At 72.0% G+C, this 12616-nt stretch carries 10 protein-coding genes; 6 read left to right on the forward strand and 4 right to left on the reverse strand.

Annotation, left to right across the window (positions count from 1 at the left end; genetic code table 11):
* Positions 1-13: 13 nt before the first annotated feature.
* On the forward strand, positions 14-1930 hold the full coding sequence (locus tag ACZ4MU_RS17535; RefSeq protein ID WP_467876916.1) for a helix-turn-helix domain-containing protein: 1917 nt from the start codon (positions 14-16) through the stop codon (positions 1928-1930).
* Here the strand turns inward: ACZ4MU_RS17535 and ACZ4MU_RS17540 are convergent.
* Entirely contained in the window at positions 1920-3287 is a 1368-nt protein-coding gene (locus tag ACZ4MU_RS17540; RefSeq protein WP_467876919.1) for an MFS transporter, read from the reverse strand. The two genes, ACZ4MU_RS17535 and ACZ4MU_RS17540, sit on opposite strands and share 11 nt — an antisense overlap.
* Before the next feature lie 857 nt (positions 3288-4144).
* On the opposite strand from ACZ4MU_RS17540, the gene ACZ4MU_RS17545 reads away from it, so the two are divergent.
* Positions 4145-4783: a LuxR C-terminal-related transcriptional regulator gene (locus ACZ4MU_RS17545; protein ID WP_467876922.1), complete on the forward strand. Its 639-nt coding sequence runs from the start codon at positions 4145-4147 to the stop codon at positions 4781-4783.
* A gap of 28 nt (positions 4784-4811) precedes the next feature.
* Here ACZ4MU_RS17545 and ACZ4MU_RS17550 read toward each other — a convergent pair whose 3' ends face one another.
* Positions 4812-5432, reverse strand: coding sequence for a TetR/AcrR family transcriptional regulator (locus ACZ4MU_RS17550; RefSeq protein WP_467876925.1), 621 nt, complete (start codon positions 5430-5432; stop codon positions 4812-4814).
* A gap of 27 nt (positions 5433-5459) precedes the next feature.
* On the opposite strand from ACZ4MU_RS17550, the gene ACZ4MU_RS17555 reads away from it, so the two are divergent.
* The 4 genes from ACZ4MU_RS17555 (at position 5460) to ACZ4MU_RS17570 (ending at position 8817) form a co-directional block, all read left to right on the forward strand.
* A complete protein-coding gene (locus tag ACZ4MU_RS17555) occupies positions 5460-5870 on the forward strand; it encodes a PaaI family thioesterase (protein ID WP_467876927.1) in 411 nt (136 codons plus the stop codon).
* Positions 5871-6048: 178 nt separating this feature from the next.
* Positions 6049-6786: a Phenylacetic acid catabolic protein gene (locus ACZ4MU_RS17560; RefSeq protein ID WP_467876930.1), complete on the forward strand. Its 738-nt coding sequence runs from the start codon at positions 6049-6051 to the stop codon at positions 6784-6786.
* 75 nt (positions 6787-6861) lie between these two features.
* Positions 6862-7656, forward strand: coding sequence for a hypothetical protein (locus tag ACZ4MU_RS17565; protein ID WP_467876932.1), 795 nt, complete (start codon positions 6862-6864; stop codon positions 7654-7656).
* 84 nt (positions 7657-7740) lie between these two features.
* The gene (locus ACZ4MU_RS17570) at positions 7741-8817 is read left to right on the forward strand and encodes a Leu/Phe/Val dehydrogenase (RefSeq protein WP_467876934.1); all 1077 of its coding nucleotides are present in this window, start codon (positions 7741-7743) and stop codon (positions 8815-8817) included.
* A 111-nt stretch (positions 8818-8928) separates the two neighbouring features.
* Here the strand turns inward: ACZ4MU_RS17570 and ACZ4MU_RS17575 are convergent, their stop codons facing one another.
* Both ACZ4MU_RS17575 and ACZ4MU_RS17580 read right to left on the reverse strand, forming a co-directional pair.
* Positions 8929-10812, reverse strand: a complete 1884-nt coding sequence (locus ACZ4MU_RS17575) for an ABC transporter ATP-binding protein (protein WP_467876937.1) — start codon at positions 10810-10812, stop codon at positions 8929-8931.
* A 234-nt stretch (positions 10813-11046) separates the two neighbouring features.
* The gene (locus ACZ4MU_RS17580; protein ID WP_467876939.1) at positions 11047-12390 is read right to left on the reverse strand and encodes a DUF6777 domain-containing protein; all 1344 of its coding nucleotides are present in this window, start codon (positions 12388-12390) and stop codon (positions 11047-11049) included.
* Between the last annotated feature and the right edge of the window lie 226 nt (positions 12391-12616).

Raw genomic sequence — 12616 nt, forward strand, 5'->3', positions numbered from 1 at the left:
TATCCCTGTGAACATGTCCCACGATCACCCGCAGTCCACCGAGCACGCCGAAGCTCCCTACCTGGAGCTTCTGGCGCGCGGCGCGGCGGCCGAGGCGTACGACCGGCCCGCTCTGCTGGCCCGCGCCGACGGGGCCGGACCCCAGGCCCTGGCCGCCCTGGAGTCCGCCCGGCAGCTCGCCCTGCGGGTCCGCGCCGACCTGGAGGGCAGACGGCGCAGGGAGGCCGAGCTCTCCGCCCTCTTCGAGACCGCCCACGACCTCGCGGGCCTGCGCGATCTGGACGCGGTGCTGCGCGCGATCGTGCAGCGCGCGCGATCCCTGCTCGGCACCGAGGTCGCCTACCTCAGCCTCAACGACCCGGTGGCGGGCGACACCTACATGCGGGTCACCGAGGGCTCGGTGGCCGCCCGCTTCCAGCAGCTGCGGCTCGGCATGGGCGAGGGCCTGGGCGGTCTCGTCGCCCAGACCGCCCGGCCGTATGTGACGTCGAGCTACTTCGACGACGAGCGTTTCCGGCACACCCGGACCATCGACACCGGCGTGCGCGACGAGGGCCTGGTCGCGATCCTCGGCGTGCCGCTGACGCTCGGCAGCAGCGTGATCGGCGTGCTGTTCGCCGCCGACCGCCACAGCCGTGTCTTCGCGCGCGAGGAGATCGCCCTGCTCGGCTCCTTCGCGGCGCACGCCGCCGTCGCCATCGATACCGCCAACCTGCTCGCCGAGACCCGGTCGGCGCTGGCCGAGCTGGAGCGCGCCAACGAGATCATCCGCGACCACAGCGCGGTCCTGGAGCGCGCCTCGGAGGTCCACGACCGGCTCACCGAACTGGTGCTGCGCGGGGGCGGGGTGCACGACGTGGCGAGCGCCGTCTCCGAAGTCCTCGACGGGAGGGTGGAGTTCGCCGACGCCGATTCGGCCGCCTTCACCGCCCTGGAGCTGACCGGCACGGACGGCCACGCGGTACGGAACGGAAGGGACTGGGTGGCCACGGTCGCGGCCGGCGGCGAGGTGCTGGGCGCGCTGGTGCTGCGCGGCCATCCGGAGCTGGACCCGGTGGACCGGCGCACCCTGGAGCGGGCCGCGATGGTCACCTCACTGCTGCTGCTCGCCCGGCGCTCGGCGGGCGAGGCCGAACAGCGCGTGCGCGGCGAGCTCCTGGACGACCTCCTCGACGCGCCCGGCCGCGACCCCCGGCTGCTGCGCGACAGGGCCGCCCGGCTGCGGGCCGACCTCGACGCGCCGCACGTGGTCCTCGCCGCCCGGATCGAGAGCCCCGAGGACGGCACGGCCGAGCGGCGCACCGCCGACCGCCAGCGGATGGGGTCGGCCGCCGCGCATCTGGCGGCGACCCGGCACGGTCTGGCCGCGACCCGCGACGGCGGGACGGTGCTGCTGCTCCCGCTGGGCCCGGCCGCCACCCCGGCCGAGCTCGCCCGGCAGGTGGCCGGGCAACTCGGCGGCGCGCTCCACGAACGGGTAACCGTCGGCGCGTCGGCCCCCGTCGAGGCCCCGGCGGCCCGCCCCGGCGAGACGGCCGAGGCATACGCGGAGGCGCGCCGCTGTCTGGAGGCGCTGCGGCTGCTCGGCCGTCCGGGCGAGGGCGCGTCCGCCCAGGAGCTCGGCTTCCTCGGGCTGCTCCTCGCGGACACCCGGGACATCGAGGGCTTCGTCGACCGGACGCTCGGCGCGGTCGTGGCGTACGACAAGCGGCGCGGCACCGACCTGGTGCGCACCCTCGACGCGTACTTCGCGAGCGGGATGAGCCCGGCGCGCACCAAGGACGACCTGCACGTCCATGTGAACACGGTGGCGCAGCGGCTGGAGCGGATAGGCAGGCTGCTCGGGCCGGACTGGCAGTGTCCGGCCCGAGCACTGGAGATCCAGCTGGCGCTGCGGCTCCATCTGATGGCAGCGGCCGTCAGACGCTGACGGACTCCCCGGCGAGCGTCTCGGCATCGTCGTCCGCCAGGTCGCGGTGGCGCGTCTCCTGGGCGCAGATCAGCGCGATCACCGTGAGGAGGGCCGCCGCGATCACATAGAGGGCGATGGGGGTGGAGCTGTCGTAGTCCTTCAGGAGGGCGGTGGCGATCAGCGGGGCGGGCGCACCGGCCGCGACCGAGGCGAACTGCGCGCCGATCGAGGCTCCCGAGTAGCGCATCCGGGTCGCGAACATCTCGGTGAAGAAGGCGGCCTGGGGTGCGTACATGGCCCCGTGGAAGAAGAGCCCGACGGTGACGGCGAGGACGAGGTTGCCGAAGTCGCCCGTGTCGATCAGCGAGAAGAAGGGGAACATCCAGGCGCCGACACCCACCGCGCCGATCAGGTAGACGGGCCGGCGCCCGACCCGGTCGGAGAGCGCGCCCCAGGCGGGGATCACCGCGAAGTGGACGGCGGACGCGATCAGTACGGCGTTGAGCGCGGTCTGCTTCGCCATCCCGGCCGAGGTCGTCGCGTAGACGAGGATGAACGCGGTGATCACGTAGTAGCTGATGTTCTCCGCCATCCGCGCGCCCATCGCGACCAGCACGTCGCGCCAGTGGTCGCGCAGCACCGCGACGAGCGGCAGCTTCTCCGCCACCCCGGCCGGCTCGGCGGCCCGCCGTGCCTCGGCCCGCGCCAACGCGGCCTTGAACAGAGGGGATTCGTCGACGGAGAGCCGGATCCACAAACCGACGAGCACCAGCACTCCGGACAGCAGGAACGGCACCCGCCACCCCCAGGAGAGGAAGGCGTCGTCGGAGAGGAGCGCGGTGAGCGCCGAGAGCACCCCGGTGGCGAGCAGCTGCCCGGCGGGCGCCCCGGTCTGCGGCCAGGACGCCCAGAACCCGCGCCGCCGCGCGTCCCCGTGCTCCGACACCAGCAGGACGGCCCCGCCCCACTCCCCGCCGAGCGCGAACCCCTGCACCAGCCGCAGGGCGGTCAGGAGCACGGGCGCGGCGGAGCCGACGGTGGCGTGCGTCGGCAGCAGCCCGATCGCGAAGGTCGCCCCGCCCATCATGAGCAGGCTCAGCACGAGCAGCTTCTTGCGCCCGACCCGGTCCCCGAAGTGCCCGAAGACCAGCGCGCCCAGCGGCCGGGCGGCGAACCCGACGGCGTACGTCAGAAACGAGAGCAGCGTGCCGACGAGCGGGTCGGAGCCGGGAAAGAACAGCTTGTTGAAGACGAGCGCGGCGGCCGACCCGTACAGGAAGAAGTCGTACCACTCGACGGTCGTCCCGATGAGGCTCGCGGCGACGATACGGGGCAGGTGGGAGGGGGCTGGGGGAGAGGTCGCGGGGGAGGACATCAGCACCACTTCCTGGCGGTTGGCGGGGACGGTTGTGTGTCGCCATACCGTAGGAATGCGCAGGTCAGGGGCGTATGTGGTGGGGCACCATAGTTCTGGGGCGGGGGGTGCGCGCAGGCACCATGAGGCAGAGGCGGGACGGCCGGAGACGAGGTACCCGTACCCCTCCTCGGAGACCACGGCAGAGCAGCGCCCGTCGTGGGAGGCGTCGCGCCCGGGGGCGCCCGGCCCCCGCGAGGAGTTGTCGTTTCCCGTGACGCTCGCGCCGCCGCCTCGTTTCCGGACGGGAAATCCGTTCGGGGGGCGGGAATGGCCGGATTCCATGCGGCGCGCCGAGGCCGCCCCATGGGCCGAAGAGCCGATTGTTTTCGGAAAGGGTGGCCGGTTCGGGTGAGTTGCCGTCCTGTCAATAGCTCGATCCGGAATATCTCGTTCAGATCTCCCCATGCCTCTTGCCGTGATGTACGCTACCCGTCACATCCAACGTCGGGCTGTGGGGAGGGATGTGTCTTGGTGCGGCGAGAGCCCGTTCATGGCTCATTCTCCTCTCCGTCCATGGTGAATCCGGACCGGCTCGCGTAACCGGATATCCGGGGCGGCATCCGATATCCACCGAGGGCGGCCAGTCGGACAACCCGCAGGCGGACCCTCGTTCCGGTGCCCACCCGTTCCCCGCCGGTTCCCGTTTCCGGATTCTTCTCGATCGCTTCGTTCCCGAAGAACTGCGCCACGGCGACGGTCCGGACAACCGGCTCCTCGCCGGTTCTGGCCCTATTCAATCTTGTGGTCGCCCCTGATGACCGGCCCTCCACAGAGGTCCGCAGACGGCCATACGGGGGAAAGGCGGGACGCCGTACATGGACCGGATACGACTGCTGATCGCCGACGACCAGGTGGTGACCCGATCCGGTCTGACGGCGATGACCAAGGAGGCACCCGGGCTCGACGTGGCCGGCGTGGTGCAGGACGTGGCAGGGGTCCTGACCGTCGTGTACCGCAGCGATCCCGACATCCTCCTGCTCAATCTCCGCCATCTGACCGGCGACAGCTTCCGCCGGCTCGTCCAGCTCGTCGGCTCACACGTCTCGATCATCGTCCTGTGGTGCCACGACTCGCTCGTTACGATCCAGGACGCCCTGCGGGCCAAGATCGCCGGATTCATGGACCTGCACATCCTCCAGGAGGACTTCGCCGCTGTGATGGCCCTCGTCAGCCGGGGTTGCGCCGTCTACCTCCTGCCGCGCGACCGGCTCTCCGACATCACCACCGAACGCCCGACACCCTCGATCGCGGTGGCGATCTCCAGCCTCACCTCGCGTGAGCACGACGTTCTGCTGCTGCTCGCCGACGGGATGACGAACAAGCAGATCGGCTCCACTCTGCACATCGCCGAGAACACGGTGAAGAAGCACGTCCACCACGCGATGATCAAACTGTCGGCCGCCAACCGGGTCGAAGCGGCGCTGCTCGTCACCCAGTTCGGGGCGAAGCCGTAAAACGGGGCGCGCGCCGAGGACTTCGCCCTCACAGGACCGATGTCAGGAGCCGCTCGTAGGTGCGCCCCGCCGTGACGGCCGTGGCGGCACCCCGCACCGCGACCTCGTGCCCGAGGCTGGTGAGCGCCCCGAGCAGGGCGAGCGCGAGCTGACGGGACGCCTCGGTGCCGGTGGCGCTGTCCGGGTCGGAGCCGGGGCCGCCCGCCTCGGTTCTCCGTGCCGTACGGACATGCTCCACCAGCCGGGTCGTCGGCGCCAGCCACCACCGCTCGTCGATCCGCCGCCACCGCTCGTACCCGAGCGCCGCGGGCGCGTCGAGCAGGAGCAGCCGGGCGGTGGCCGGGTCGGCGCACAGATCGAGGAACGCCCGGCCTGAGCGCAGCAGCAGAGCAAAGGGGTCGTCCCCGACGTCGAACGACCGTATGCGCACCGCGAGTTCCCGGTGGATGTCGTGGACGACGTCCACCAGCAGCGCCTCCTTGCCCGGCCAGTGGTGGTACAGCGCGCCGACCGTGAGGCCGCAACCGCGAGCGATCTCGGCGACGGTGGTCGCCGCGTAACCGCGTTCGGAGAACAACCGCCTTGCGGCGAGGACCAGTTGGGCGCGTGTGGCGGCGGTTCGCTCCGCGTTGGATCGCTGCCGGGACATACCGAACGATGTTATGTTGCCCCGGTGATGGATGTCGAAGCAGCGCAGGCCGTGCTCGATAACAGCCCCTTCGGGCCCTGGTGGGGCTTCACCGTGGAGTCCGTGGGGAAGGGGCAGGCCAGGGTCTCGCTGCCGCAGCGCCCGGAGCTCTTCCGGCCCGGCGGCGTCCTCCAGGGCGGATGCGCGATGACGCTCGCCGACGTGACCTGCTGGATCGCGATCATGTCGCTGTTCGGCGAGGACGACCCGTCCGTCACCCAGCAGATGACCACGAGCTTCCTCGGCCCCGCGCGCACCGACCTGATCTGCGAGTCGACGATTCTCCGGCCCGGCCGGCTCATCGTGTACGGCACGGCCACCACGACGGACACCGCGGGCAAGCCCGTCTCCCACCACACCCTGACCTATATCCGGCCGCCCGCGCGCGACGCGGTCTGAGCCCGCCCGGCCGTACGGACTCCGGCGGGAGGCGGGGCCGGGAAGTCCTGTGGAGTACTCCCAAAGAGTTACGCCCTTACTCCCATCGTTCCGGTCCGCACGGCACCAACGTGGGCTATCGGCGCCGCGAACCCTCTGTCTAGGCTGCGATTCATCGGCCAACCGGAGGAGAACGCGCATGGCGACCGTCTTTTCGGAGACTGTGGACCTGGAAAGCATCGGTGAACTCCCGGAGGAATACCGGGAGGTCCTGACCCATCAGATGCTCGCGAACGGAGAAGGTGAACTCAGCGCGGGCGACACGTACGTGAACGCTTTCTATCCGTTGGCGCCCAATGCCGACGAGCGCTATATGTGCCTCAAATTCGGTATGGAAGAGGTGGACCACTTCCGCCGCTTCGCCAAACTGCTCACCCCCCTCGGCATCGACACCTCGCACATGGTGAACCAGGCCGTGGCGGACCGGCGGTACTTCCCGGCGGAGAGCATGACCACGCAATTCACCGCCTGGGAGGAGCGTGCCGCCTTCAGCTTCCTCTGCGAGCTCGAAGGGCATTTCCAGATCAAGGAGATGACCACCAGCACCTACGGGCCGCTGCGTGTCGAGGCCGACGCGATCCTCAAAGAGGAGGCCCGGCACTTCGGCTACGGCAAGCGGCTGATGCAGCAGTCCTACGACGCGGGCGGACAGTCCCGGGACCGGGCGCAGAAGGCGCTGGACAGGTTCTATCCGATGGCGCTCGACATGTTCGGGCGGCCCGACTCCCGCCGTGGCCGCCTCGCCGTCCGGTGGGGCCTGCGCAAGAACGACAACGGCGAGCTGCGCGAGCTCTACAAGACCGCGATCGCCGAGCACATCGAGAAGATCGGTTTCACCGTCCCCGAGGTCGACCCCTCTCAGCTCCAGTTCGCCTGAGCGGAACGGGCGGCCCCGCCCCACCCGTGACGATCCACCTCCCCGGCCCCATCCACCTCACCGGAGTAGGAATCGATGACGACGACCGACATGCTGATCGACCGGATCAAGACGCACCGTGTGTTCGACCACCCGCTCTACGAGCACTGGGCCGCCGCGCCCCCGTCCCCCGAGGTCTCGGGCGCGCTCTTCCACCAGGTGCAGTCCTTCTGCGCCTCGACCCGCCCGGCCGGTAAGTTCCCCGCCGCACTGCGCGGCCTCGGCTGGGACGAACAGGCGGTGCTCATCGAGGAGATCGTCGACAGCGAGGCCGGTCACGGGCCGGAGCTCGCGACCATGGCGGGCCACATCGTCAACCGCAGCGGCGCGCAGGTCTTCGAGGACGTGTACGACACCACGGCGGTCGAGGCGTGGCTCAAGAGCCAGTCCGACCGGCTGCTCTCCAATCTGCCGGGATACGACCGCGACACCGGTCTGACGCGGCAGACGACGGCGGCCATCGAGGTCTTCCGGCGCCGCTTCTCCTCCGACGCGGAGACCACCGTACGCAACCTCGGCACAGCCCTGGCGCTGGAGATCGTCTCCAACCAGTCCCTGATCCCGGGGGAGAAGCGCGCCCTGGTCGACGCCGGTCACTACAAGACGGACCTCGACGAGCCGGAGATGCACTACATGGCGGAGCACTGGGGCGAGACCGGTGCCGAGCAGCAGCACGAGGCGAACGTGATCAGGGCCGTCTCGTCCGTCATGGACGAGGAGAACGGTGAGCGGATCGCCCAGGGGGTGGACGACTTCCTCGAATCGCTGTGCGCGCTGTGGGACGTACTGGACGCGGCGCTGCTGACGTCCGGGCTGCGGCCGACCGCGTAGTCATCCGTCGGACGGGCCGACGGTCCACGCCGGGAGGCGGGGCCGCCGGCCCGGCTGCCACTGGACGCGATGGAGGGGTGGGTCATGAGTGTGTTCAAGGAAATGGACGGTCACGAGCAGGTTCTGTTCAGCTCCGGCCCCGACGGGCTGCGCTGTGTCATCGCGCTTCACTCGACGCTGCTGGGCCCAGCGCTCGGCGGTGTCCGCTTTCTTCCCTACCGCGACGACGACCAGGCCGTTGGCGACGCCCTGCGCCTCTCCCGCGCCATGACGTACAAGGCGGCCTGTGCGGGGCTGGACATCGGTGGCGGGAAGGCGGTCATCTTCGGCGGGCCGGGGATCGAGAAGACCGAGCCGTTGCTGCGCGCCTTCGGGCAGGTGGTAGAGAGCCTCTCCGGCCGGTTCATCGCCGCCTGCGACATGGGCATCAGCACGGCCGACCTCCGGATCATGCGCAAGGAATCCCGGTGGATCCGCGGACTGGACGCCGAGGAGGGCGGCTCCGGTGACTCCGGCGCCATGACCGCGTACGGAGTGAGCCTCGGCATCCGGGCCTGTCTGCGGTACCTGGACGGGGACGACACGCTCGTGGGCCGCCACATCGCCATCGACGGGGTGGGCAAGGTGGGCTCGCGGCTCGCGGTACATCTGGCGGAGGGCGGCGCCCGCCTCACGGTGGCCGACATCGACCAGGCGAAGGCCGAACGGGTGGCCCAGGAGTGCGGGGCGGAGGTGGTGAGCCGGGAGAAGCTCTACCTCCTCCCGGCGGACGTGCTCAGCCCGAACGCGGTCGGCAACGTCATCGACGCGGCCGGGGTGGACCACCTCCGCTGCCGGATCGTGGCGGGCGGGGCCAACAACCAGCTCGCCGCGCCGGCCGTCGCCGACCGGCTCGCGGCGCGCGGCATCCTCTACGCGCCGGACTTCGTCATCAACGCGCTCGGACTGATCCAGGTCGTCGACGAACTCCACCCCTCGGGCCACGACATGAACCGGGTCAGACAGCGCGCGGAGCTGATCCCGGAGCGGCTCGTCGAGATCTTCACCCGGGCGAAGAACATGAACATCAGCACGGCGGGCGCCGCGATCGGCATGGCGCGTGACCGGCTCGCGGCGGTACGCGCGGTGCGGTCGTTCTGGCTGCCGCCGCGCTGCCCGTGAGCGCATGGGGGGAGCCGGGCGGGGCCCGCCGGTCCTGCGGGGCGGGGGCCGCCCGGCTCTCGGGGCGGTCTTTGCATCCCCGTGGTCCGCCCGGGGGTTGAAGGACCGGTTCTAACGGTCCTGCGACAGCGCGTGCAGCTCGCTGAACAGGCCGCCCGCGTGCAGCAGGTCCTCGTACGTGCCCTGTTCGGTGATGCGGCCCCGTTCCATCACCACGATCCGGTCCGCCATGCGGGTGTTCTCGATGCGGTGGGTGACGACGATGGTGATGCGGTCGCGGGCCATGCCCTTGAGGGCGGTGAACATCCGGTGCTCGCCGCGCGCGTCCATCTCCGACGTCGGTTCGTCCAGGATCAGCACCGGTGGGCGGCGGTAGAGCGCCCGGGAGCAGGCCAGGCGCTGCCACTGCCCGCCGGAGAGCTCGCTGCCGCCCCACAGCTCCCGGGCCAGCAGGGTGTCCAGGCCGTGCGGCAGCTCCTCCACCGCCGTGCGCATCCCCACCGCGTCCAGTGCCTCCCACACCGGGCTGTCGTGGTGCGTGCGCGGCTGGCCCAGGGTGACGTTCTCCCGTACGGCCAGCGGCCACTGGCCGAAGAACTGCGGGACCAGGCCGGTGCGCCGCCACACCGTCTCCGGGTCGGCCGCCGCCACGTCGACGCCGTCCCAGACCACCCGGCCCTTGTCGGGCAGGTAGAGGCCGGTGAGCAGACGCGTGAGGGTGGACTTTCCCGAGCCGTTCTCGCCGACCACCGCGACGACCTCGCCCCGGCGCAGGGTGAGCGAGACCCGGTCCACGGCCGGGGCCTCCTTGTTGGGGTACTGGTAGACGACCTCGTCGAGGCGGATCTCCCGCGGGTGCTCCGGGGCGGCCGACGAACCGCGCTTCGGGGCGCGTTCGGCGGCGAAGTCGAGGAACGCGCGCATGTCGGCCAGGTACAGACTGGTGTGGAACATCGCCGCCCCGTTGGCGACGACCTGCGACAGGGCGCCCAGCGAGCCGCGCACCGCGACCACCGCCGTCGCCGCCACACCCAACTCCACCCGGCCGGTGACGGCAAGCCACGCCAGGGTGGCCCAGGTGGCGAGGAGGAAGACGCCTCCCAGCGCCGAGGTGGCCAGGGCGATCCGCAATAGCCGGGGCGCCGTCGCCAGCGTGCGCCGGTCTATGCGCTCGGAAAGGGAGCGGTACCAGAACATCAGGTACGCGGTCATGCCGTTGGCCCGCACCTCGTCCGCCAGCTTCGGCGTGGTCACCCACCAGCGCATCATCCCGCGCACATTGCGGTCGCCCACATTGGCGTAGTGCGTCTCGTAGTCGACGCGCGCCGACATCACGGCGCCCGCCCCGGCGGGCAGTACGGCGAGCACGAGCAGGGCGAGCATCAGGGGATGCAGCACCGCCAGGACGGCCGCCGCGGCGACCATACGGATCACGGCCGCCATGAACTGCTCGGCGTCGCGCACCATCAAGTGCGTGCGTATCACGCCCATTTCGGCCGCCTCCTGGCGGTCCGCGAACCCCTCCTCGCCGTATGCCGCGGCCTCCACCCGGCACACCGCCTCGACCAGATCGGCGTCGGCCGCCGTGGTCAGCGGCGGGGTGATCCTGCCCTCCGCGTACGACGCGAGCGCGGCCGTCACGCGTGCGACGCCGGCCGCGACGGCGATCACCACCAGCGCCGGCAGCGCCGCGTCGATCCGGTCGGCCGCCCGGCCCTCGCCCAGGACCGGCGCCATGGCCCGGGCGGTGGCGCCCAGCAGCACCGCCGCCGCGAGCCCCGTCATCACCTGGCATCCCAGCAGCAGCAGCACGGCGGTCCGGTCGATCCGCCACGCCATCCGGCAGGTCTGCCCCAGCACCGAAGGCAGCCGCCCGCACATCCGCCGGAACGACGCCCCGCCCAGAGGGTTCTTCCCATAGGGGCCCGAGAAGGTGATCTCGGCGGGCGGGGGCGGTGGGACCGGGGGCTCCGGGGGCGCGTCGTCGCCGCTCATGCCCGCCTCCCCGTATGCGTCGTATGCGTCGGATCGAACACCGGATGAACGTCTACGGCATGACCACGGGCATCCACGGCGACTCCTCGGACGGCGCTCACTGATCTGACGTAAGCACAACACTGCTGATCAGCGCGGCGTAACGGCCGAGTCGTCGAGAAATCGTTCGACTGTCGAGGAGAAACGTTCGGGCGCTGTCACCGGGCGCCCGCGCGCCGTCGTTCGAATCCGTGCTCAGTAACCGCCCGGTGTCGCGGGCGCGGTGCTCGTCACCGGGGCGTACGGGGTCGAGCTGCCCGGCGCGGGCGCCGAGGTGGTGGGGAGCCGCGAGGCGGGGACCTCCGGCCGCGCGGACCCGGGCGCACGGGAGGCCGAGGGGGCGCACGACGCGGGGGCGGAGGAACCGGCGTACGGGGAGGGGCAGTCCGGGGGCGAGGAGCCGGACGGCGTCGAGGTGGCGGGCGGCGGGGCCTTCCGGTCGCCCTCGCCGGTGTCGCCCTTGGGGCGCGAGAACCACTCGCCGTGGCCGGGGTCGAACATGACGAACCTGTGGACCGGGCGGTCGGCGGGGGCGACGACGGCCACGTTCGACGGCCGGTAGGCGGGCCAGGCGTCACCCGTCGGCCGGGGCGTGCCCCGCTGGGCGACCGGCGGCAGCAGCGGGTTGCCGCAGGCGCAGCGCACCCTGGGCACGCCCCGGTCGTCCACCAGCACGGCCGTACCGGCCTGGAGGACGGCCTGGTAGGCGGTCGCGGTGCCGTTCTCGTAGCCGTGGTTGGTCACCCGGGTGTCGATACGGAGCTGGACGGGGGTGAGGGCGCGCAGATACGAGGGCACGGCGTCGGGCGCGATGCCCAGGACGGACGCGAACGCCTTGTTCTTCGCCGGCTCCGCCGCCAGCGTGTCGATCTGCTTCTCCACGTCGCAGCTCGCCTTGTTGCGCGTACCGCCGTACAGGCCGGGGGCCGAACCGTCCACGCCGCGCGTGACATTGGCGGAGGCCGGCGCCGACGCGCTGGGCAGGGACGGCGGGGACGGGGGCGGCGAGCTGTCGCGCGCGCTCGACTGGGTGAAGGGCCGCGGCCCCTCCTTGCCGGCCGACTGGAGGAACACCTCGCCGCCCGCGTCCTTCTTGCCGGACGAGCCGTCGGGGCGGGTGAAGACGACGATCAGCGCCACGGCGGCCACGATCGCGCCCGTCGTGAGGGCGACCCGGGGAGCCGAGCGCCACCAGGGTCGGTCGGGGTCGCCCTTGCCCGCCGGGGTGGCGCCGTCACCGGGGCCGCCGCCGGGGCCTCCGGGGCCGGACGGTCCGGAGGGCCCGCCTCCACCGCCCGGGCCGTCTCCGCCGCCCGGCCCCCCTGGACCCGACGGTCCACCGCCCCCGCCCGGACCGACCGCGATCGTCTCGTCGTGTCCCCCGCTGCGGCCACCGCCCTCGCTCCCGCCGCCCCGGCCCGTACCGTCCTGGTCGCCGCCGCTCGGCGGGCCCGTCGGCGGGCCGGGGCGGGAGGGCTCGGAAAGGGGGCCGGACGGGGGGCCGGTGGGGCGGCCGGACGGGGGAGGTTCGACGCTCACGAGCTCTTCTTCCCGGCGTTGGGGTCCCGCGGGGGAGCGGGACGTTCGGTGCGGGCTTGGGCCGGGGCGTCCCCGCGGGGCCGGGTACCGTCGCGCCACGGAGGGGGCGGCGGCAGCCGGCCGAGCGGTCCGGCTCGTCCCCGCGCTGTACGCGCGACACGTCCGGAATGTCCCGACCCGTCCATTGTGTGCCCGGGGTCCGGCGGGCCCGCAAGCCGACGCGGTC

Source organism: Streptomyces sp. NPDC026377 (assembly GCF_055567715.1).

Excerpts from the sequence above, each read along its gene's own strand:
- ACZ4MU_RS17535 (WP_467876916.1), top strand. The coding sequence starts at position 14 with ATGTCCCACGATCACCCGCAGTCCACCGAGCACGCCGAAGCTCCCTAC.
- ACZ4MU_RS17540 (WP_467876919.1), bottom strand. The coding sequence starts at position 3,287 with ATGTCCTCCCCCGCGACCTCTCCCCCAGCCCCCTCCCACCTGCCCCGT.
- ACZ4MU_RS17545 (WP_467876922.1), top strand. The coding sequence starts at position 4,145 with ATGGACCGGATACGACTGCTGATCGCCGACGACCAGGTGGTGACCCGA.
- ACZ4MU_RS17550 (WP_467876925.1), bottom strand. The coding sequence starts at position 5,432 with ATGTCCCGGCAGCGATCCAACGCGGAGCGAACCGCCGCCACACGCGCC.
- ACZ4MU_RS17555 (WP_467876927.1), top strand. The coding sequence starts at position 5,460 with ATGGATGTCGAAGCAGCGCAGGCCGTGCTCGATAACAGCCCCTTCGGG.
- ACZ4MU_RS17560 (WP_467876930.1), top strand. The coding sequence starts at position 6,049 with ATGGCGACCGTCTTTTCGGAGACTGTGGACCTGGAAAGCATCGGTGAA.
- ACZ4MU_RS17565 (WP_467876932.1), top strand. The coding sequence starts at position 6,862 with ATGACGACGACCGACATGCTGATCGACCGGATCAAGACGCACCGTGTG.
- ACZ4MU_RS17570 (WP_467876934.1), top strand. The coding sequence starts at position 7,741 with ATGAGTGTGTTCAAGGAAATGGACGGTCACGAGCAGGTTCTGTTCAGC.
- ACZ4MU_RS17575 (WP_467876937.1), bottom strand. The coding sequence starts at position 10,812 with ATGAGCGGCGACGACGCGCCCCCGGAGCCCCCGGTCCCACCGCCCCCG.